At 70.1% G+C, this 15,115-nt stretch carries 14 protein-coding genes and 1 pseudogene; 7 read left to right on the top strand and 8 right to left on the bottom strand.

Going from position 1 to position 15,115, the window contains the following annotated elements; genetic code table 11:
* Positions 1-9 precede the first annotated feature (9 nt).
* The 6 genes and pseudogenes from BLW82_RS46010 to BLW82_RS00490 form a co-directional block, all read left to right on the top strand.
* Positions 10-189, top strand: a pseudogene (locus BLW82_RS46010) (Gfo/Idh/MocA family oxidoreductase); the annotation flags it as partial.
* Entirely contained in the window at positions 181-936 is a 756-nt protein-coding gene (locus BLW82_RS00505) for a Gfo/Idh/MocA family protein (RefSeq protein ID WP_256216165.1), read from the top strand. The pseudogene BLW82_RS46010 and the gene BLW82_RS00505, both read left to right, overlap by 9 nt.
* A gap of 3 nt (positions 937-939) precedes the next feature.
* The gene (locus BLW82_RS00500) at positions 940-1,128 is read left to right on the top strand and encodes a hypothetical protein (protein WP_256215564.1); all 189 of its coding nucleotides are present in this window, start codon (positions 940-942) and stop codon (positions 1,126-1,128) included.
* Positions 1,128-1,700: a hypothetical protein gene (locus BLW82_RS00495; protein WP_256215563.1), complete on the top strand. Its 573-nt coding sequence runs from the start codon at positions 1,128-1,130 to the stop codon at positions 1,698-1,700. The genes BLW82_RS00500 and BLW82_RS00495 overlap by 1 nt, the downstream gene beginning before the upstream one ends.
* A gap of 48 nt (positions 1,701-1,748) precedes the next feature.
* Positions 1,749-2,117: a hypothetical protein gene (locus BLW82_RS43775; RefSeq protein ID WP_143063619.1), complete on the top strand. Its 369-nt coding sequence runs from the start codon at positions 1,749-1,751 to the stop codon at positions 2,115-2,117.
* Positions 2,114-2,356, top strand: a complete 243-nt coding sequence (locus BLW82_RS00490; protein WP_218162333.1) for a hypothetical protein — start codon at positions 2,114-2,116, stop codon at positions 2,354-2,356. Before BLW82_RS43775 ends, BLW82_RS00490 begins: the two co-directional genes overlap by 4 nt.
* A gap of 74 nt (positions 2,357-2,430) precedes the next feature.
* On the opposite strand, the gene BLW82_RS00485 is transcribed toward BLW82_RS00490, so the two are convergent.
* The 3 genes from BLW82_RS00485 to BLW82_RS00475 all read right to left on the bottom strand — a co-directional run bounded on the left by BLW82_RS00485 (position 2,431) and on the right by BLW82_RS00475 (position 7,773).
* Positions 2,431-5,067: a carboxypeptidase regulatory-like domain-containing protein gene (locus tag BLW82_RS00485; RefSeq protein ID WP_256215562.1), complete on the bottom strand. Its 2,637-nt coding sequence runs from the start codon at positions 5,065-5,067 to the stop codon at positions 2,431-2,433.
* Positions 5,068-6,202: 1,135 nt separating this feature from the next.
* Positions 6,203-6,934, bottom strand: a complete 732-nt coding sequence (locus BLW82_RS00480; RefSeq protein WP_093496938.1) for an MgtC/SapB family protein — start codon at positions 6,932-6,934, stop codon at positions 6,203-6,205.
* A 194-nt stretch (positions 6,935-7,128) separates the two neighbouring features.
* Positions 7,129-7,773 (bottom strand): CGNR zinc finger domain-containing protein, encoded by a 645-nt coding sequence (locus tag BLW82_RS00475; protein WP_093496937.1) that lies wholly within the window; start codon positions 7,771-7,773, stop codon positions 7,129-7,131.
* Positions 7,774-8,040: 267 nt separating this feature from the next.
* Between BLW82_RS00475 and BLW82_RS00470 the strand changes: the two genes are divergently transcribed.
* Entirely contained in the window at positions 8,041-8,871 is an 831-nt protein-coding gene (locus BLW82_RS00470; protein WP_256215561.1) for a pyridoxamine 5'-phosphate oxidase family protein, read from the top strand.
* A 46-nt stretch (positions 8,872-8,917) separates the two neighbouring features.
* Here BLW82_RS00470 and BLW82_RS00465 read toward each other — a convergent pair whose 3' ends face one another.
* The 5 genes from BLW82_RS00465 to BLW82_RS00445 form a co-directional block, all read right to left on the bottom strand.
* On the bottom strand, positions 8,918-10,294 hold the full coding sequence (locus tag BLW82_RS00465) for a phosphomannomutase/phosphoglucomutase (protein ID WP_093496936.1): 1,377 nt from the start codon (positions 10,292-10,294) through the stop codon (positions 8,918-8,920).
* Complete coding sequence (locus tag BLW82_RS00460) at positions 10,291-11,931, bottom strand: glycoside hydrolase family 13 protein (RefSeq protein WP_093496935.1); 1,641 nt, start codon at positions 11,929-11,931, stop codon at positions 10,291-10,293. Before BLW82_RS00460 ends, BLW82_RS00465 begins: the two co-directional genes overlap by 4 nt.
* Positions 11,928-13,145, bottom strand: coding sequence for a Gfo/Idh/MocA family protein (locus BLW82_RS00455; protein ID WP_093496934.1), 1,218 nt, complete (start codon positions 13,143-13,145; stop codon positions 11,928-11,930). Before BLW82_RS00455 ends, BLW82_RS00460 begins: the two co-directional genes overlap by 4 nt.
* Positions 13,142-14,158 carry a glycoside hydrolase family 130 protein gene (locus BLW82_RS00450; protein ID WP_371131468.1) on the bottom strand — a complete coding sequence of 339 codons (1,017 nt, stop codon included), beginning with the start codon at positions 14,156-14,158 and terminating at the stop codon, positions 13,142-13,144. The genes BLW82_RS00455 and BLW82_RS00450 overlap by 4 nt, the downstream gene beginning before the upstream one ends.
* Positions 14,159-14,221: 63 nt before the next feature.
* On the bottom strand, positions 14,222-15,115 hold the full coding sequence (locus tag BLW82_RS00445) for a carbohydrate ABC transporter permease (RefSeq protein WP_218162332.1): 894 nt from the start codon (positions 15,113-15,115) through the stop codon (positions 14,222-14,224).

Below are 15,115 nucleotides of genomic sequence, written 5' to 3'. Positions count from 1 at the left end.
GCCTATGGCGTACCCGCCTACACGTCGGTCGAGGAGCTCGCCGGCGACGACAACGGCGACCTGGTTGTTGCCGCCGTCAAAGTGCCCCGGCATCGCGAACTCGTGGTGCCCGCGCTGAAGGCCGCAGTGCCGGTGTTCTGCGAGTGGCCGCTCGCCGTCGACCTGCGCGAGGCCGAGGAGATGGAGCGTGCCGCCGGGACGACGCGCACCTTCGTCGGACTTCAGGGACGCTCCTCGCCCACCTTCCGCTGGCTGGCCGACCTCGTGTCCGAAGGATTCGTAGGGGAAGTGCTCTCCGCCACCGTCGTGGCGTCTTCGACCGAATGGGGCACCGCGGTGTCTGCGGACACGCTCTACACACTCGACCGCACACTCGGGGCCACGATGCTGACCATCGCGTTCGGACACGCGATCGACCTGGTGTCGATGGTCGTCGGCGAGCTTGAGGAAGTGGTCGCCACGACCGCGACCCGCCGCCGTCAGGTTCCCCTCGGGCATACCGGGCAGGTCGTTGCGATGACCGCCGAGGACCAGATCGCGATCTCGGGCACCGTGGCGGGCGGAGCGATCCTGTCCGTCCACCACCGCGGAGGAGCGGCATCGGGTGCAGGATTCTCGCTGATCATCGACGGCACGCAGGGGAGACTGGAGATCACCGCCCCCGAGTTCCCGCACATCGGTCCGGTCACGGTGCATGCCATACGCGGCGACGGCCGGCCCACGAAGGTCACGCTGCCCAGCGGCTACGACGACTATCCCGGCCTGGCCGGAACAGCGATCCACACGCTGGCGCACGCCTACGCCGCGATCCGGGACGACCTCAACCACGCAACGGCTGTCGCCCCGGACTTCACCCACGCCGTCAAGCGCCACCGACTCCTTGACGCGATCGTACGGTCCGCCGCCACAGGGCAACGACAAGCCCTCCACCCTTAGACGGTGGGGACCGTTGCGTTCAAGGCCGTCCAGGAAGGGCACACGCTCGTCGCTCTGCGCAACGTCGATGCGGCCGTCTTCTGGACACCCGACGGCACCGCGCCCGCGACCTACCGGATCGGGACCGGCTTCGGCGAAGTGAAAGCCAAGTTCGTCCAGGCCGGCGAGATCATCCCCGAGGGTGACGACTGATGGCCGGCCCCACCGGCCACGGCGACTCCCTGGGCGCCGCCCTCAACGACCTCCTGCGCTCCCAGGTCACCCCCCCGCCACCGGCTGTCGTCATATACCGCCAAGCACTGGCACGCCCAGCTCAGCCAGCTCACCGCGACCTACCGCGGGCAGCAGGCCCTGCAGCACGCCGGCTCCACGTAACGACCAAGACCCTCATCAGCCGGCTGTCCGACGCGGAGTACAACGTCCGCCGCAGTTACCGCGACCTCATCCACACCGCGTACGAGAACACGGCGATCGTCCCCGCCGACCCGATCCCCGACCACATCAAGCGGGGCCAGTACGAGATCAGCGGCGTCGTCAAAACCGGCGACGACGAGCGTACGCGCGGCACCGTGGACGCCGCGCCCCTGCGTATCGACGGCGGCCGAGGCCACTGGGACGAGATCGAGGGACTCTGGCTCACCGGCGAACTCACCGACGACGAGTTCGAGGACCACTTCATCGACGACGGCATCGTCGAGGACATCGGCGAAGGCACCGACGGATGGGAGTTCCCCGGCGCCTCGTACGCCGTCGAACTCCGGTAGCAGCGTGCGGAACGGCCCGCACACCCACAGCAGTAAGGGAATCCGGACATGGGCAACCCCACCCGGCGCCCCCTACCGCCACCGATCACCGTGCATCAGGAAGCGGCTGCGCAGGCCCAGCACCGCGTCGCCGGCCTGCTCGAAGCCGCGGGCGCCGCACCGGCAGAGACCCAGCGCCTCATCGCGGTCACCGGGGCCGGCGCCGTTGAGGCCGCCCACGCCGAGGGCATGGAACAGGAGGCGGATGTCCGGCCTGGCCGCAGTGATCCCTTTGACGGGGGCTGGCGTGGTGCCGTCGAGGCGGTGACCGGCTGGCCTGCGCACATCGCCGACCGCACCGTCCGCCGGGCCCAGGCGGTGGCGGAGCCCTCCGGATGCGCCTGTCCGCGCCAAGCCGCAGCCCGCGCCGGTCGATGACCATGGTCGACAACGTGGGGGAGGGGCAGGTACTGCGGGTTCTCGAAAGGGTCGAGCGGATCTTCGTGTCCCTGACCGGCCACACCCACTTCGACCGCGACCTGTCCGAGGAGATCCTGCCCCTCGTCCTCAAAGCGGTCAGCGCCGAGAGTGATCACCGATCAGACCAGCGAGGCCTGGTCGACGTTCCCATGGGGTGGGTGCCCCATCAGGCCGCCGGCCTGCCTGTACCCGGATGACCGCCGACTCCCCGCGCCCACGGGAAGCGGTGCCGTGCCCCAGACCAGGGGACACGGCACCGCTCCCGACGGCACTACGGTGAGGGATTCCCGCCGTGTCCTGCGATCCGGAAGTCCTCCCGGGTGACCTGGTCGTCGCGCGCCACCGCGGTGCGGGTGAGCGTCGTGTAACCGGACGCCGTGACCCGCAGGGTGTGGCGGCCGGAGTGGGGCAGGAACAGCGTGTACAGACCGTCGCCCACGGCCGGGTCATCTGGAGTGGCGGCGGTGACCGCGGCGTTGTCCGGGGAGCGGGTGTCGACGACGGTGGCGCCGACCACGCCCGCGCCGGTGGCCGTGTCTCTGACAGTGCCCACGGCGAGGCCGCCCGAGACCGGTTCGAGGCGACGGGTCTGGAGGGTCACGTCGTCCAGGGCCCAGTAGTATCCCCAGTCGGCCACGAAGTGGAAGCGCAGGCGCACGGACCGTTGCCCGGCGTACTGGCGCAGCGGAACGGCGACCGTCAGGTGATCGTCCGTGCCGCCCACCTTCGGTCCGCCCCAGACGTTCTCCCAGGTCTTTCCGCCGTCCGCGCTGGCGTCCACGGTCATGTGCTGCTGGGTGAGGTTGGCCGTATAGGCCGTCTTGAAGGTCAGCTCCGCGGACTGCGCGTCCGACAGATCGTAGGCCGACGAGGTCAGTTGGCTGTCCTGGTGCGGACCGAACGGCCCCTGGTCGCTCTCCACCACGGCGAAGGAACCGGTCCCCCCGGTGGCGTTGCCACGCTGGATGGGGTCGTCGAACTGCCACCCGTTGCCGGTGCCGGCGGCGTTCGTCACGGTCCATCCGGCGGGGGCCGAGGTGGTGGAGTCGAAGGTCTCGGTGGCGTCCGCGCGACGGGGGGTGTAGCCGATGGCGGTGGCCGCGTCCGGGTCGGCGGTCACGGCGATGTTCGCGGTCACCGACCTGGCGGCGACCGTCACGGCTCGAGTGACGGGTTCGTAGCCGGGCAGCGCGGAGCTGACGTCCAGCTTGTAACCGGCGTTCTCCGGCAGGGTGATGTCGTACGCGCCGGTCACCGGGTCGGTCCAGGCCGGGGCCTCGGGCGACCCGTCGACCGAGATGCGGGCGTAGAGCGGCCAGCCGTGTCCCGAGCCGTCCTTGACCGTGCCGCGGACGTGGACGCGCGGCAGCGGCGCCATCGCGAAGTCCTGGGTCACCGCCTGGCCGTCGGCGATGTCGAGGGCCATCGGTGCGGTGGTCCGGTAGCCGAACGCCGTCACGGTCAGGCCGTCGACCCGGCCGGCGGGGAGGTTCAGGGTGTAGGTGCCGTCCTGGAGGGTCGTGGCGACGTCGAGGCCGGTGCCCACCGTGGCTCCCGCGACGGGCCTACCGGTCTTCGCGTCCTTGACCACGCCGGACACGGTGCCGCTCGGGCCGCTGCGGAACGCCGCCAGCCCGGACGGTGTGCCGAGGCCGGTGGGACCGTCGTAACCGGCGCCCGCGGTGCACAGATACGCGGTGTCGCAGGTACCGTTCGAGCCGCCGGTGATGTCGGTCAGGCCCGTGCCGCCGGTCGCATAGGGGTAGGAGTTCGGGTACGTGCCGGGACGCGGGCTGCCCGCCAGGGCGTACACGGCCGCGATCACGGGCGTCGCGACACTCGTGCCGCCGTAGCGCTGCCAGCCCGCTCCGGTCGAGCCGAATGTGGAGTAGACGGCAACGTTGTCGGCGACGGCCGAGACATCGGCGACACTGCGGCCGGCGCAGCCGGTGTCCTTCTGGAAGGCGGGCTTCGGCTGGTGTGTGGCGCACCCGGAGCCCGGCGCGTAGGTGCCACGGTTCCAGACGGTCTCGGACCATCCGCGCGGACTGGTGGGGTCGGCAACCAGGTCCGTGCCGCCGACCGAGGTCACCGTGGACAGGGTCGCCGGGAAGGCGACCCCGTATCCGTCATCTCCGCTCGCCGCCACCACGGCGACACCGGGATGGTCGTAGGAGGCGCCGTAGGTCGCCTGGTCGGTGTCGGAGTCACCGCTTCGGCCGTAGGAGTTGGAGACGTACTTGGCGCCGAGGGCGACCGCTCTGTCGACCCCGGCCGCGAGGCTGTCGAGGCCGTCGTTGTCGGTCTCCACCAGGATGATGTGGGCCCGCGGAGCGGTGGCGGAGACCATGTCCAGGTCGAGGGCGATCTCGCCGGCCCATGAGTCGCTCGTCGTGGGGTAGTCGCTGCCGCCGCGCTGGTCCACCTTCTCGAAGCAGCCGTTCGCCGCGGTGCACGGCGGAAGCCCGTACTGGCTGCGGTAGACGGCGAGGTCGGCCTCGGCGTTCGGGTTGTCGTACGCATCGACGATCGCGATCGTCTGCCCTTCTCCGCCGTCGGCAGGCAGGTCGTAGGCGCCGCGGATGTCCTGCGGGCCGAGGCCGGCCGGAGTCTGCGCCGCACTCAGACGACCCGTCGTGCCTGGCGCGCGCAGGGCGTAGCAAGCTGCGTGCCCCTTGGCGGGGGAATCGCAGAGGGGCGTGAGATCGGTGCCGACGGTGTCGGCATCGGAGGCGGTCGTGTTCAGCCGTGTGGAGGAGGCCGTCGCGCCCGGCTCCGGGCCAGTTGTGGCACTGGCCGCGGGCTGGAAGCCCACCAGGGCCACAGCCGCGACGCCCACAACCGCGGCGCCACGCCGCAGGGCGTGAAGCGGGCGAAATCCGCTCTCCACGCGCATGGATCTCTTCATGTTCCACCTGTCATATTTGGCCCCCATAGGAGACCGGTGGCAGGAATATGCATACGCCGATGCGCAGCGCTTAATTAGCTGCCGCGCGCGGTCCGGCTGTCAATGCATGACTTGTTACGAGTTCATTTCCGCGTCACTGGAAGCCGAAAAATAGACAGCAACTGCACAATTGCTGTGGGTCGCCGTACTCCTGTGCGCGGACCGGATGGGGCGCGGAACGCCTGGACAGAGCAACTGCCCCATCGGCAACCCGGTTTGCGCGGATCAGGGCCATACGCACTCTTTGGGCGGTGGTGGCCTAACCAGGGCTTCTCATTTGCGCAGTCGCACAAATGCTCCTGGTTCCGTCATTGCCCCGACGGGCCGGTCGGTCGCAGAATGAGCAGCACGCATCTGGTGCCACGGAATTCTGACTTTCCCTTCGGAATTAGCTCCGGCTCTGCCGGGAAAGTGCGACATAATTCAGCGGGACCGTGAGCGCGCGCCTGCCGATGCTTTCCGGCCGGGCCTTTTCCACTGCCGCACGCCACCGGTCGGCGACGCCGGCAACCCAGGCGCCCGGCCCGGAGCGGCCCGTCGTGGCCGCAGGGGTGGTCGGACCGGCTGCTGATGAGCCCGTACGCGCGATATCGGACAGGGCGGACATCGCCCTCGTTCGGTCAGCAGCGGTGGACATAGCGTCGGCAGACGGGCGTGTGGATCACGACCAGGCTCCCGTGCCCTTTGCGCGGGGCCCGCTCATCAAGGGTTGTCCGATCCCCCCTACAACTACCGCCCCGTTCCCGAGGACGTGCTCAACGGGCCCTGCGGCTCAAGGAAATCTGCGGCCGCCACCAGGTGCCGCTACGGGCCGCGGCACTCCACTTCCCCCTCACCCACCCCGCCGTGGCCACGATCCTGGTCGGAGCGGCATCCCCCACCGAGATCACGGACAACATCACCTTGGCCCACCCGCACTCTGGTCGGGCTTCCGCGACGCGGGCCTCATCGACCCGGCGGTACCACTTCGATGACGAGCGGCCGCCGGAGCGCAACGTGACCCGGTCCTGCGCCGGGTGGCCTCAGCCTGGAGTTGCACGTGTGGTCGCCACCGACAACACGCTCCGACGGACGGAGGGCGCGCGGGCGGCCGGGGTCACTCCGGCTCGACGCTCGGGCGCAGGACGACATCGATCACGCCGTCGTCCTGGAAGAGCTCTGTGGTCAGGCCGTGGGTGTCGGTGCTTCCGTCGAGTTCGAGCAGGACATGGGCGGCGGGATCCGCGCCCCCCGGCAGCCGCTCGACCTTGACCTGGAGAATGCGGAATCCGCGCCGGGTGCAGGTCTGCATCAGCCGGGGCAGCAGGGCGGTCCCGGTGCGGTACGTCATGTGCAGTTCGACCGCGGACGGTGCCGGTCCGGCTTTCACCCTGCCGAGGAGCAGGGGATAGCCGCGGACGACGAGGAAGTGCAGGACGGTGACGGCCAGGGCCAGTACCGGCAGGCCGCCGCCGCAGGCCATGCCGACGGCACAGGTGAGCCACACCGTGGCGGCGGTGGTCAGCCCGCGGACGGCGTCGCGCCGCACGAATATGATGCCGCCGCCTATGAAGCCGATCCCGGAGACGATCTGGGACGCCACCCTCGAGGGGTCGAAGGAGACGTTGTCCAGGCCCAGCACATTGGAGAAACCGTGCTGGGAGACCTCCATCATCAGAGCACTCGCTATCCCGACCAGGGTGTGCGTGCGCAGGCCCGCGCTCTTCTGCTGAGCTGCTCTCTCCCATCCGATCAGACTCGACAGCAGCAGGGCGAGGCCGAGCTCTGCCAGCTGCCGCACACCCTGCCCGTTGCCCAGGTCCCACAAGGGAACCGCGAGTTCGCCCATGCCTGCCTCCCACCCGCCACCACGCCTGTTCACTCGCCAAGCCCCGCCGGTGACTCAATCGGGCCATATGCCGACACGTACGGTAACGGGAGGCGTGTCCCGGCGTGCAAGGCTGCAGGGCGGGGAGCAACCGCGCACACCACGGAGCAGACAGGCGCACGCTCCGGACGTGCTGCACGATCGAGGTCGCGGCTCTACTCGGTGCGCGGCGCAACGGTCAGGCCCGTGCTCCGATGGTGTCGTTGGTAGTGCCGTGCGGAGCGGGCCCGGTTGCCGCAGCTCGTGGAGCACCATTCCCGGCGGGGGTGATTCTTCAGGAAGTACAGGACGCAGCCCGGTGCCAGGCAGGCGCGGAGCTGGTGACGGGAGTTCTGGCTGAAGAAAATGACCCCCTCTTGGGCGATGGCGGACAGGGCTGCCCATGCCGCCTTTCCGCCGGTGTGCCCGTGGCGTGCGGGCTCGGCACCCGGGGCCCAGCGCAACACCGGCCAGTGAGGTGTCTCGCCGGCAGCCTCGTTGAGCACGTGAACGGCCGTGGACAGTTCAAGGATCTCGGACGAGGCTTCCGGCCGTGGCTCCTGGGTGACCTCCGCGGCCAGTCGGCGGAGGGCATCACGCAGGCTGATCAACCGGTCGCCCAGCCGGTGGAGGTCCGGTGCGGTGAGTCCGTCGATGTCGTCCGCCGTCATCAGGTCTGTTCGGGAGCAGACGGAGGACAGCCATGCTTCGACGCCCCCCGGGTCACGCAGCGCGTCGTACCGGCCGTGGCGATCGGCCCAGATGGTGTTCATCAGCTCCACGGGGAGCGGCTCGCCCATGAGGGGTGCCTTGGTGTCCATCTGCCCAGGCTACAGCACTTCTAACGGTTACATATGGCTCCAACCGTTTGACACGGGCGTCGGGCCGCGCCAAGATGTACCTAACGCTTCACTTGGCTTGCAAGCGTTAGATCGTGCGACGGGAAAGGGGTGGCGGCCGTTCCGGCGCATGGGGAAGGAAGACTGATGATCGACTCGATGCGCGACGTGCATGAGGGTTTTCACGAAGGCGAGCTGTCCGTACAGCGCCGTGCGGGGGTAGCCGGAGAGGCTGCCCGGCTCAGAGGCATGCTGGCTCCCGCGCAGCTGCGCAGCGGGGTCTCGCAGTTCTTGGCGGATCGCACCTTCGCGGCGATCACCGGCCGTGACGTTGACGGCCGACTGTGGATCACCCCGCTCGTCGGTCCTCCCGGATTCCTGCGCGCCGTCTCACCGGATGTCCTGCATGTGCAGGCGCTGCCCACGGAGGGTGCACCGCTGCGGCGTCTTCCCGAGCATCAGCCGGTCGGGCTGATCGTCGTCGAGTTCACCACGCGTCGGCGACTGCGCATCAACGGCACTCTCATCCGCGCCGACGCGAGCGGCCTGTACGTCGGTGTGGAGCAGCTGTACGGAAACTGCCCTCAGTACATCCAGGGCCGGCACCTGCACACCGCGCCCGATTCGGCTGTCAGCGCGGGGCCGGCACGGCGAGGAAGCGCTTTGACGCACGACGACATCGCCTTGGTCCGACGGTCCGACACCTTTCTGATCGGCACCACCCATCCCACCCGGGGCAACGACGCCTCGCACCGCGGCGGGTCGCCGGGATTCGTCCGGGCTGAGAACGGGCAGCTGTGGTGGCCCGACTACTCGGGCAACAACATGTTCAACACCCTCGGCAACCTCAGCACGGACCCCACCGCGACGCTCGTCTTCTTGGACTTCGCCACCGGACGCAGCCTCCACCTGTCCGGACACGCCGAGCTGGAATGGACGCGCCCGGGCGTCACCGGCGACGACGACGGCACCGGCCGACGAGTGCGCTTCTACCCCCAGCGCCTGGTGGCCGACCTCGAACTGCCCCTGAGAGCGGATGCCGTCGCCGCGGCTCCCGGCAACCCTCCGCTGACCGACTAGTTCCGCATGCTCGAGCGCCACGGTCAGGACGTCCGGCCCCTCTCCGTCATGCGCGGACGAGTGTCAGGACCTCGTCTCGTATGCGGTTCAGGGTCGACGACTCCGTCGCTTCCACGTTGAGCCGTAGGAGCGGTTCGGTGTTGGAGGGACGGAGGTTGAACCACCATGTGGGGGCGGAGACGGTGAGGCCGTCGAGGTCGTCGGTGGCGACGCCGGGACGCGCGGTGAAGTGCTCGCGGACTGCCGCGAGAGTGGACTGCGTGTCACGGACGGTGGAGTTGATCTCACCGGATGCGGGCATGCGCTGATAGCGGCGCACCAGGCCGGACAGCGCCTCCGGCTGTGAACCGAGAGCCGCGATCACATGGAGGGCGGCGAGCATGCCGGTGTCCGCGTTGTAGAAGTCCCGGAAGTAGTAGTGCGCGGAGTGTTCGCCGCCGAACACCGCGTTCGTCCGGTTCATCTCGGCCTTGATGAACGAGTGACCCACCCGGGTGCGGACGGGCGTGCCGCCGTGCTCGCGGACCACCTCGGGCACTGTCCTCGACGTGATCAGGTTGTGCAGCACCGTGCTCCCCGGATGCTCGGCGAGCAGCCGGACGGCGATCAGTGCGGTCACCGCCGACGGCGTCACCGCCTCGCCGCGCTCGTCGACGACGAAACAGCGGTCGGCGTCACCGTCGAAGGCGAGCCCCAGGTCGGCTGCGTTCTCCCGTACCGCGTTCTGCAGGTCGACGATATTGGCCGGGTTGAGCGGATTGGCCTCGTGGTGCGGAAACGTCCCGTCGAGCTCGAAGTAGAGGGGGACGACCTCGACCGGAACCTTGCCGAGGACGGCCGGCGCGGTGAGTCCGCTCATTCCGTTGCCGGCGTCCACCACGATTCTGAGCGGGCGGATGCCGGAGAGGTCGACGAGCGAGAGCAGGTGGGCCGCGTACTCCTCCAGCATGTCGCGGCGGACGACGGAACCCTCGGGCCGTCGCGGTTCGGGCAGGCCCTCACCCGCGGCCCAGCGTTCCACGAGGGCGCGGATCTCGCGCAGTCCGGTGTCCTGACCGATCGGAGCCGCGCCCGGACGGCACATCTTGATGCCGTTGTAGCGGGCGGGATTGTGGCTGGCCGTGAACATCGCGCCGGCCAGCCCCAGGGTGCCGCTGGCGTAGTACAGCTCGTCCGTGGAACACAGGCCGATCTCGGTGACGTCGGCTCCCTGCGCGGCGGCACCGCGCGCGAAGGCCGCGGCGAGACCGGGCGAACTGGACCGCATATCGTGGCCCGTCACGATGGCCTCGGCACCCGTCGTCTCGACGAAGGCCGCGCCGAACAACAGGGCAAGATCTTCGTTGAGTTGTTCGGGTACGACGCCTCGGACGTCGTAGGCCTTCACCACTGCGGACAGGTCGATGCCTGACAGGTCACTCACTGCGGGTACTCCTCGAGAACGATCCAGACGGTGGTGTCCTGCGGGACATCCCTGCCGTCGAGCGGTGCGCTGGACAGCAGCACCCGGGCACGGTCGTCCAGCCTGACGGGGCGCGCACCGAAGTTGACCAGGCACCGCAGGCCTGCCGACCGGTCGAAGGCGAACCATTCGCCGCTCGCGGGGCCCTGCAGGTGCAGTCCGGTGCGCATGGGCGGGTGGGCGCGCCGCAGGTGCAGCGCCGCGCGGTACAGCGTGAACATGGAGGAGGCGTCGTCCCGCTGAGCCGCCACGGTGAGAGCGGCCCAGCCCGGCGGCTGCGGAAGCCAGCAGCTGTCGGGGTCGGCGTCGCTGAAGCCGTACGGCGGGACACCGCCCGCCCAGGGCAGGGGCACCCGGCTGCCGTCACGTCCTCGGACGCGGTGCCCGGAACGTTCCCACAAGGGGTCTCGGATCCGGTCGTCCGGAACGTGGGCCTGCGGCAGGCCGAGTTCCTCGCCCTGGTACACGTAGGCCGCCCCGGGAAGGGCCAGCATCAGCAGCGCCGCCGCACGAGCGCGCCGCTCGCCCAGTGGGCCCCCTCCGTAGCGGGTGACCGGACGCACCGCATCGTGACTGGACAGCACCCAGGTCACGGGAGCGCCCACCGCGGACATGGCCTGCACGGACCGGTCGATCACGTCACGCATCGCCGGTCCGTCCCAAGCGCTCTCCAGAAAGGCGAAGTTGAAGATCTGCTGCATCTCGCCGGGCGCGACGTAGCGTGCCAGGCGTTCGCGGTCGAAGACGCCGGCCTCGGCGACCATCACCCGCTCGTGCGGCGGCACCGCTCCCGCTGGGGCGGGGTGGTTGTCCAGGAGGGCCCGCCACCTCCGGAACTGCGGGTGCAGCTCTTCCTGGTCGTAGTAGGGCATCAGATGGTTGCGGTGCACGTCCTGGTGCTGGCCGGGACCCGCGTCGGGCAGACCCTCCGCCTTGAACAGGGTGTGCGCGACGTCTACGCGGAACCCGTCGACGCCCTGGTCCAGCCAGTGCCGGAGTATCCGCTCGAACTCGGCGGGCACCTCGGTGTTGCGCCAGTTCAGGTCGGGTTGCTCCGGGGCGTGCAGGTGCAGGTACCACTGGCCGGGGAGGCCGTCCGCCTCGTCGATCCGGGTCCAGGCGGGACCGCCGAAGGCGGACTGCCAGTCGTTGGGCGGCAGTTCACCCTTCTCCCCGCGGCCGTCCCGGAAGAGGTAGCGCTCCCTGGCCGCAGACCGCGGACCGGCGGCGAGCGCCGCGCGGAACCAGGGGTGCCGGTGCGAGGTGTGGTTGGGGACCACGTCCACGAGGACCTTGAGGCCGAGCGTGTGCGCCTTCGTCACCAGGGCGGCGAAATCGGCGGCCGTTCCGAGGTCGGCCGCCACGCCGGTGTGATCGGCGATGTCGTAACCACCGTCCGCCAACGGCGAGGGGTAGAAGGGAGTGATCCACACCGCGTCCACGCCCAGTCCCGCCAGATGCTCCAGCCGGGCGGTGGCACCGGGGAGGTCGCCGACGCCGTCCGCGTTGCCGTCGGCGAAGGCCCTCGGGTGTATCTCGTAACAGACCGCCTCCCGCCACCAGCAGGAGGGCGGGACGGGTGCGGGCGTCACGGTCATCGTGCGGCTCCGTCGACGGCGGGCGCGGTGAGGGTGACGGTGCGGCCGCTCCGTGCGGAACGGGTGGCCGCGTCGGCCACGGCCACGGCGGCCAGGCCGGCCGCGGCGTCGGCCTGCGGGGTGCCACCGTGTTCCGCGCAGTGCAATAGGTCCGTCATGGCGGCCCGCACGCTCTCGGTGTACACGTACTGCTTGCGGTCCTCCCCGCCGAGGTCGACGACGCACTCCACCCGGTGCGGCACGCTGCGTGACACACCCCGGCCGCGGGCCGGTTCGGCCGACCCGGCGTCGCGCGTCACGGACACCGTCACCCGCTCCTGCCCGTGCGGCCGCAGACCGTCGACGGCGAGGAGTTCGGCGGCCCGTGCGGGCAGCGCCTCCCAACGGACCGCACCCGCCTCGTCGGTCCACGCGCTGATCGTCGCCCGAGTCGGGATCCAGCCGGTGACACGGGCCTCCGCGAAGCCGTAGTCGAGCCGCATCAACTGGCGCTCCGCACGGTGGGCGTGGGTGAAGGAGTGGGTGTGGGTGGCGACGGCGCCCCCGGGGTGGACGGCGGTGGCCACCACGATGTCCACGGGGCCCTCGGCGCGCCGCACCTCGGTGCCCTGCACCTGGAACGGGACGCTGCCCATCAGGGCGTTGGCCGCGTCGAAGAAGTGCACGCCGTGCTCGACCTGGATGCCTCCGCTGCGCGCCGGGTCCCAGAACCAGTGCCCGGGCCCGAGGTCCTCGTCGGAGGCGTCGTTCTCGAAGGCGAACCGCCGCAGCGGGTCCAGCAGTTGCTCCTCCCCGAGCCGCTTCAGCAGCCGCAGGAGAGGGTTGTAGCGCAGGACGTGGTCGATCACGAACACCCCGCGCGAGCCGCGGGTCTCCGCCTCGACCCGCGCCGCGTCCGCCACGCCGAGGGCCATCGGCTTCTCGCAGAAGACGTGCTTGCCCGCCCGTAGTGCGGTGACCGCGGCGTCCGCGTGCGCGGCCGGCGGGGTGGCCAGCACGACCACGTCGACGTCCGGCGCCGCGGCGACGTCCGCCACGCTCGTGTGGACGGCCGCGCCGTACCGGTCGGCGAGCACCTGGGCCCGCCGCCGGTCGGCGTCGGCGCACGCGACGATCCGCAGTGCCGGGATGTCGTGTATCGCGTCCAGCACGAACGTGCCGAAGGCCCCGCAGCCGACCAGAGCGACGCGGCGCCCGGTACGGCCGGAGGTCACGCGGACCGGTCCAGACGGGCGACGCCGATGTGCGCGTCGGCCATGCCGTAGAAGACGTACCGCACGCCGTCGATCTCCTCCACGGCGGTGGGGAAGACCACGTTGGGCACGGTGCCCGAGCGCTCCTCCTCGGTCTCCGGGGCCATGAGCGGCTCGGCGGTGCGGGCGATGACACGGGAGGGGTCCGCGGGGTCGAGGATCATCGCACCGGCCGCGTAGTTGACCGTCTGGACCTGCGCGAAGGGGTCCTCGATGGTGCCCGAGACACCGTGGTGGATGAGCAGCCAACCCTCGTCGACCCGGATCGGAGCCGGGCCGGCGCCGATCTTGAGCTCTTCCCAGGCGTACTCGGACAGCGCCACCAGGCGGTGGTGGCGCGGCCGGGTCAGGGCGCCGAGGTCCTGCTTGACCTCGTCGACCGGGACGTAGGAGATCCAGATTCCGGGGCGCTCGTCGGTCACCCCGGCCGGCAGGTGGACGCCCTCACCGGGCCGGAACCACCCGAGGTCCCACATCGGCCGGTGCAGCATGGCGTAGTACATCGCGCCGTCCGGGCCCGGCACGGGCTCGGGGAAGTGCACGACGTCCTTGTTCGGGAAGAGGTTGAGATCGGTGTCGAGATCGGGCTGGTAGGCGAACTGGATCGGGCCCAGACGCTCCCAGTGGACCAGGTCCTCGGAGACGGCGAGGGCCGGCTTGGGGCCGAGCGGACCGTAGGCCACGTACGACATGACGTAGCGGCCGAGGTCCTCGATCCAGGTGGTGCGGGGGTCCTCGACGCCGGCGTTGTTCTTGCCGCGCTCCCAGCCGGCGTCGGGTGCGAGGACCACACCGCGTCGCTCGACGCCGGTGGGTACGCCGTCGTCCAGGACGACCTCGGCGAGGCCGACACGGGAAACGTTGCCGTCGGCGACCAGCCGCGGCAGCAGGTGCAGCGTGCCGTCGGGGGTGCGGCCGGAGGCCGGGTTGAGCACGCCCTCGACCTCGTTGGCCTCGCCGGGCAGGGGGGACATCACGACGCCGACCCGGGTCAGGGTGTAGGGGACAGGGTTGGTGGTGCTGTGGGACACGGAAGGTCAGCCCTTCGTTGCTGAGTCGATGTCGGTGGAGTTGAACCGGCGCTGGAAGACGAGATAGAGCGCCACAGCGGGCGCGGCCAGGACGCAGGCTCCGGCGAGTATGGTGCCGAAGGGGTTGGCGGCCGCGGACGCGACGGTGCTGATGTAGTTGGCCAGGGAGACGGCCAGCGGCTGCATGTCCTGCCGCTTGGTGACGAGGAACGGCCAGAGGAACTCGTTCCAGGGGCCGGTGAAGCTGAGCAGTACGACCGAGAAGAGGGCCGGCTTGCACAGCGGAACCGCGATGCGGAACAGGATCTGCAGTTCGTTCGCGCCGTCGATGCGGGCGGCCTCGAACATGGCGGCCGGCAACTGGAGGAAGAACTGGCGGAAGATGAACACGGCGCTCGTGTTGATCGCGAAAGGCAGGATCATGCCGAGGTAGGAGTCGGCCAGTCCGTAGTCGCGGACGATCAGCACGTACAGCGGGATCAGCAGCAGCTGGAACGGTACGACCTGGACCAGCAGCACCAGGGCGAACGTCGAACCGCGGCCGCGGAACTGCAACCGGGCCAGGGCGTACCCGGCGAGCAGACCGAACACGGTGGTGCAGATGATCACACCGCCGGTGAAGATGCCGGAGTTGACCAGCGAACGGCCCAGGGAGATCGCCGAGTCGATCGCCGCGTAGTTGTGCAGGGTCAGGTTGGACGGACTGGGGAACGCCCCGGTGGGACTGGAGTCCGGCTCCTTCTGCAGCGATCCGATGATCATGTAGTAGAAGGGGAAGAGGAAGGCGAACGCGCCGATGAGCAGGGCGATCCGCGAGCCGATCGCCCGAGTGCGGGTGCGTGAGGGCCGCTCGTTTCCGGAGCGCTCGCCGGAGGGGCGGGCTGCGACGTCGGTGGTCAT

Source organism: Streptomyces sp. Ag109_O5-10, assembly GCF_900105755.1.
Taxonomy (GTDB): Bacteria; Actinomycetota; Actinomycetes; order Streptomycetales; family Streptomycetaceae; genus Streptomyces.
The sequence above is the reverse complement of the archived record's forward strand: the minus strand, read 5'-3'. Positions and strand labels throughout refer to the sequence as shown.

What these genes read in the sequence shown, in the direction of transcription:
- BLW82_RS00505 (WP_256216165.1), top strand. Translation starts at nt 181, where the DNA reads ATGGAGCGTGCCGCCGGGACGACGCGCACCTTCGTCGGACTTCAGGGA.
- BLW82_RS00480 (WP_093496938.1), bottom strand. Translation starts at nt 6,934, where the DNA reads ATGGGCGAACTCGCGGTTCCCTTGTGGGACCTGGGCAACGGGCAGGGT.
- BLW82_RS00485 (WP_256215562.1), bottom strand. Translation starts at nt 5,067, where the DNA reads ATGAAGAGATCCATGCGCGTGGAGAGCGGATTTCGCCCGCTTCACGCC.
- BLW82_RS43775 (WP_143063619.1), top strand. Translation starts at nt 1,749, where the DNA reads ATGGGCAACCCCACCCGGCGCCCCCTACCGCCACCGATCACCGTGCAT.
- BLW82_RS00445 (WP_218162332.1), bottom strand. Translation starts at nt 15,115, where the DNA reads ATGACCACCGACGTCGCAGCCCGCCCCTCCGGCGAGCGCTCCGGAAAC.
- BLW82_RS00495 (WP_256215563.1), top strand. Translation starts at nt 1,128, where the DNA reads ATGGCCGGCCCCACCGGCCACGGCGACTCCCTGGGCGCCGCCCTCAAC.
- BLW82_RS00490 (WP_218162333.1), top strand. Translation starts at nt 2,114, where the DNA reads ATGACCATGGTCGACAACGTGGGGGAGGGGCAGGTACTGCGGGTTCTC.
- BLW82_RS00460 (WP_093496935.1), bottom strand. Translation starts at nt 11,931, where the DNA reads ATGACCGTGACGCCCGCACCCGTCCCGCCCTCCTGCTGGTGGCGGGAG.
- BLW82_RS00450 (WP_371131468.1), bottom strand. Translation starts at nt 14,158, where the DNA reads ATGTCCCCCCTGCCCGGCGAGGCCAACGAGGTCGAGGGCGTGCTCAAC.
- BLW82_RS00475 (WP_093496937.1), bottom strand. Translation starts at nt 7,773, where the DNA reads ATGGACACCAAGGCACCCCTCATGGGCGAGCCGCTCCCCGTGGAGCTG.
- BLW82_RS00470 (WP_256215561.1), top strand. Translation starts at nt 8,041, where the DNA reads ATGCTGGCTCCCGCGCAGCTGCGCAGCGGGGTCTCGCAGTTCTTGGCG.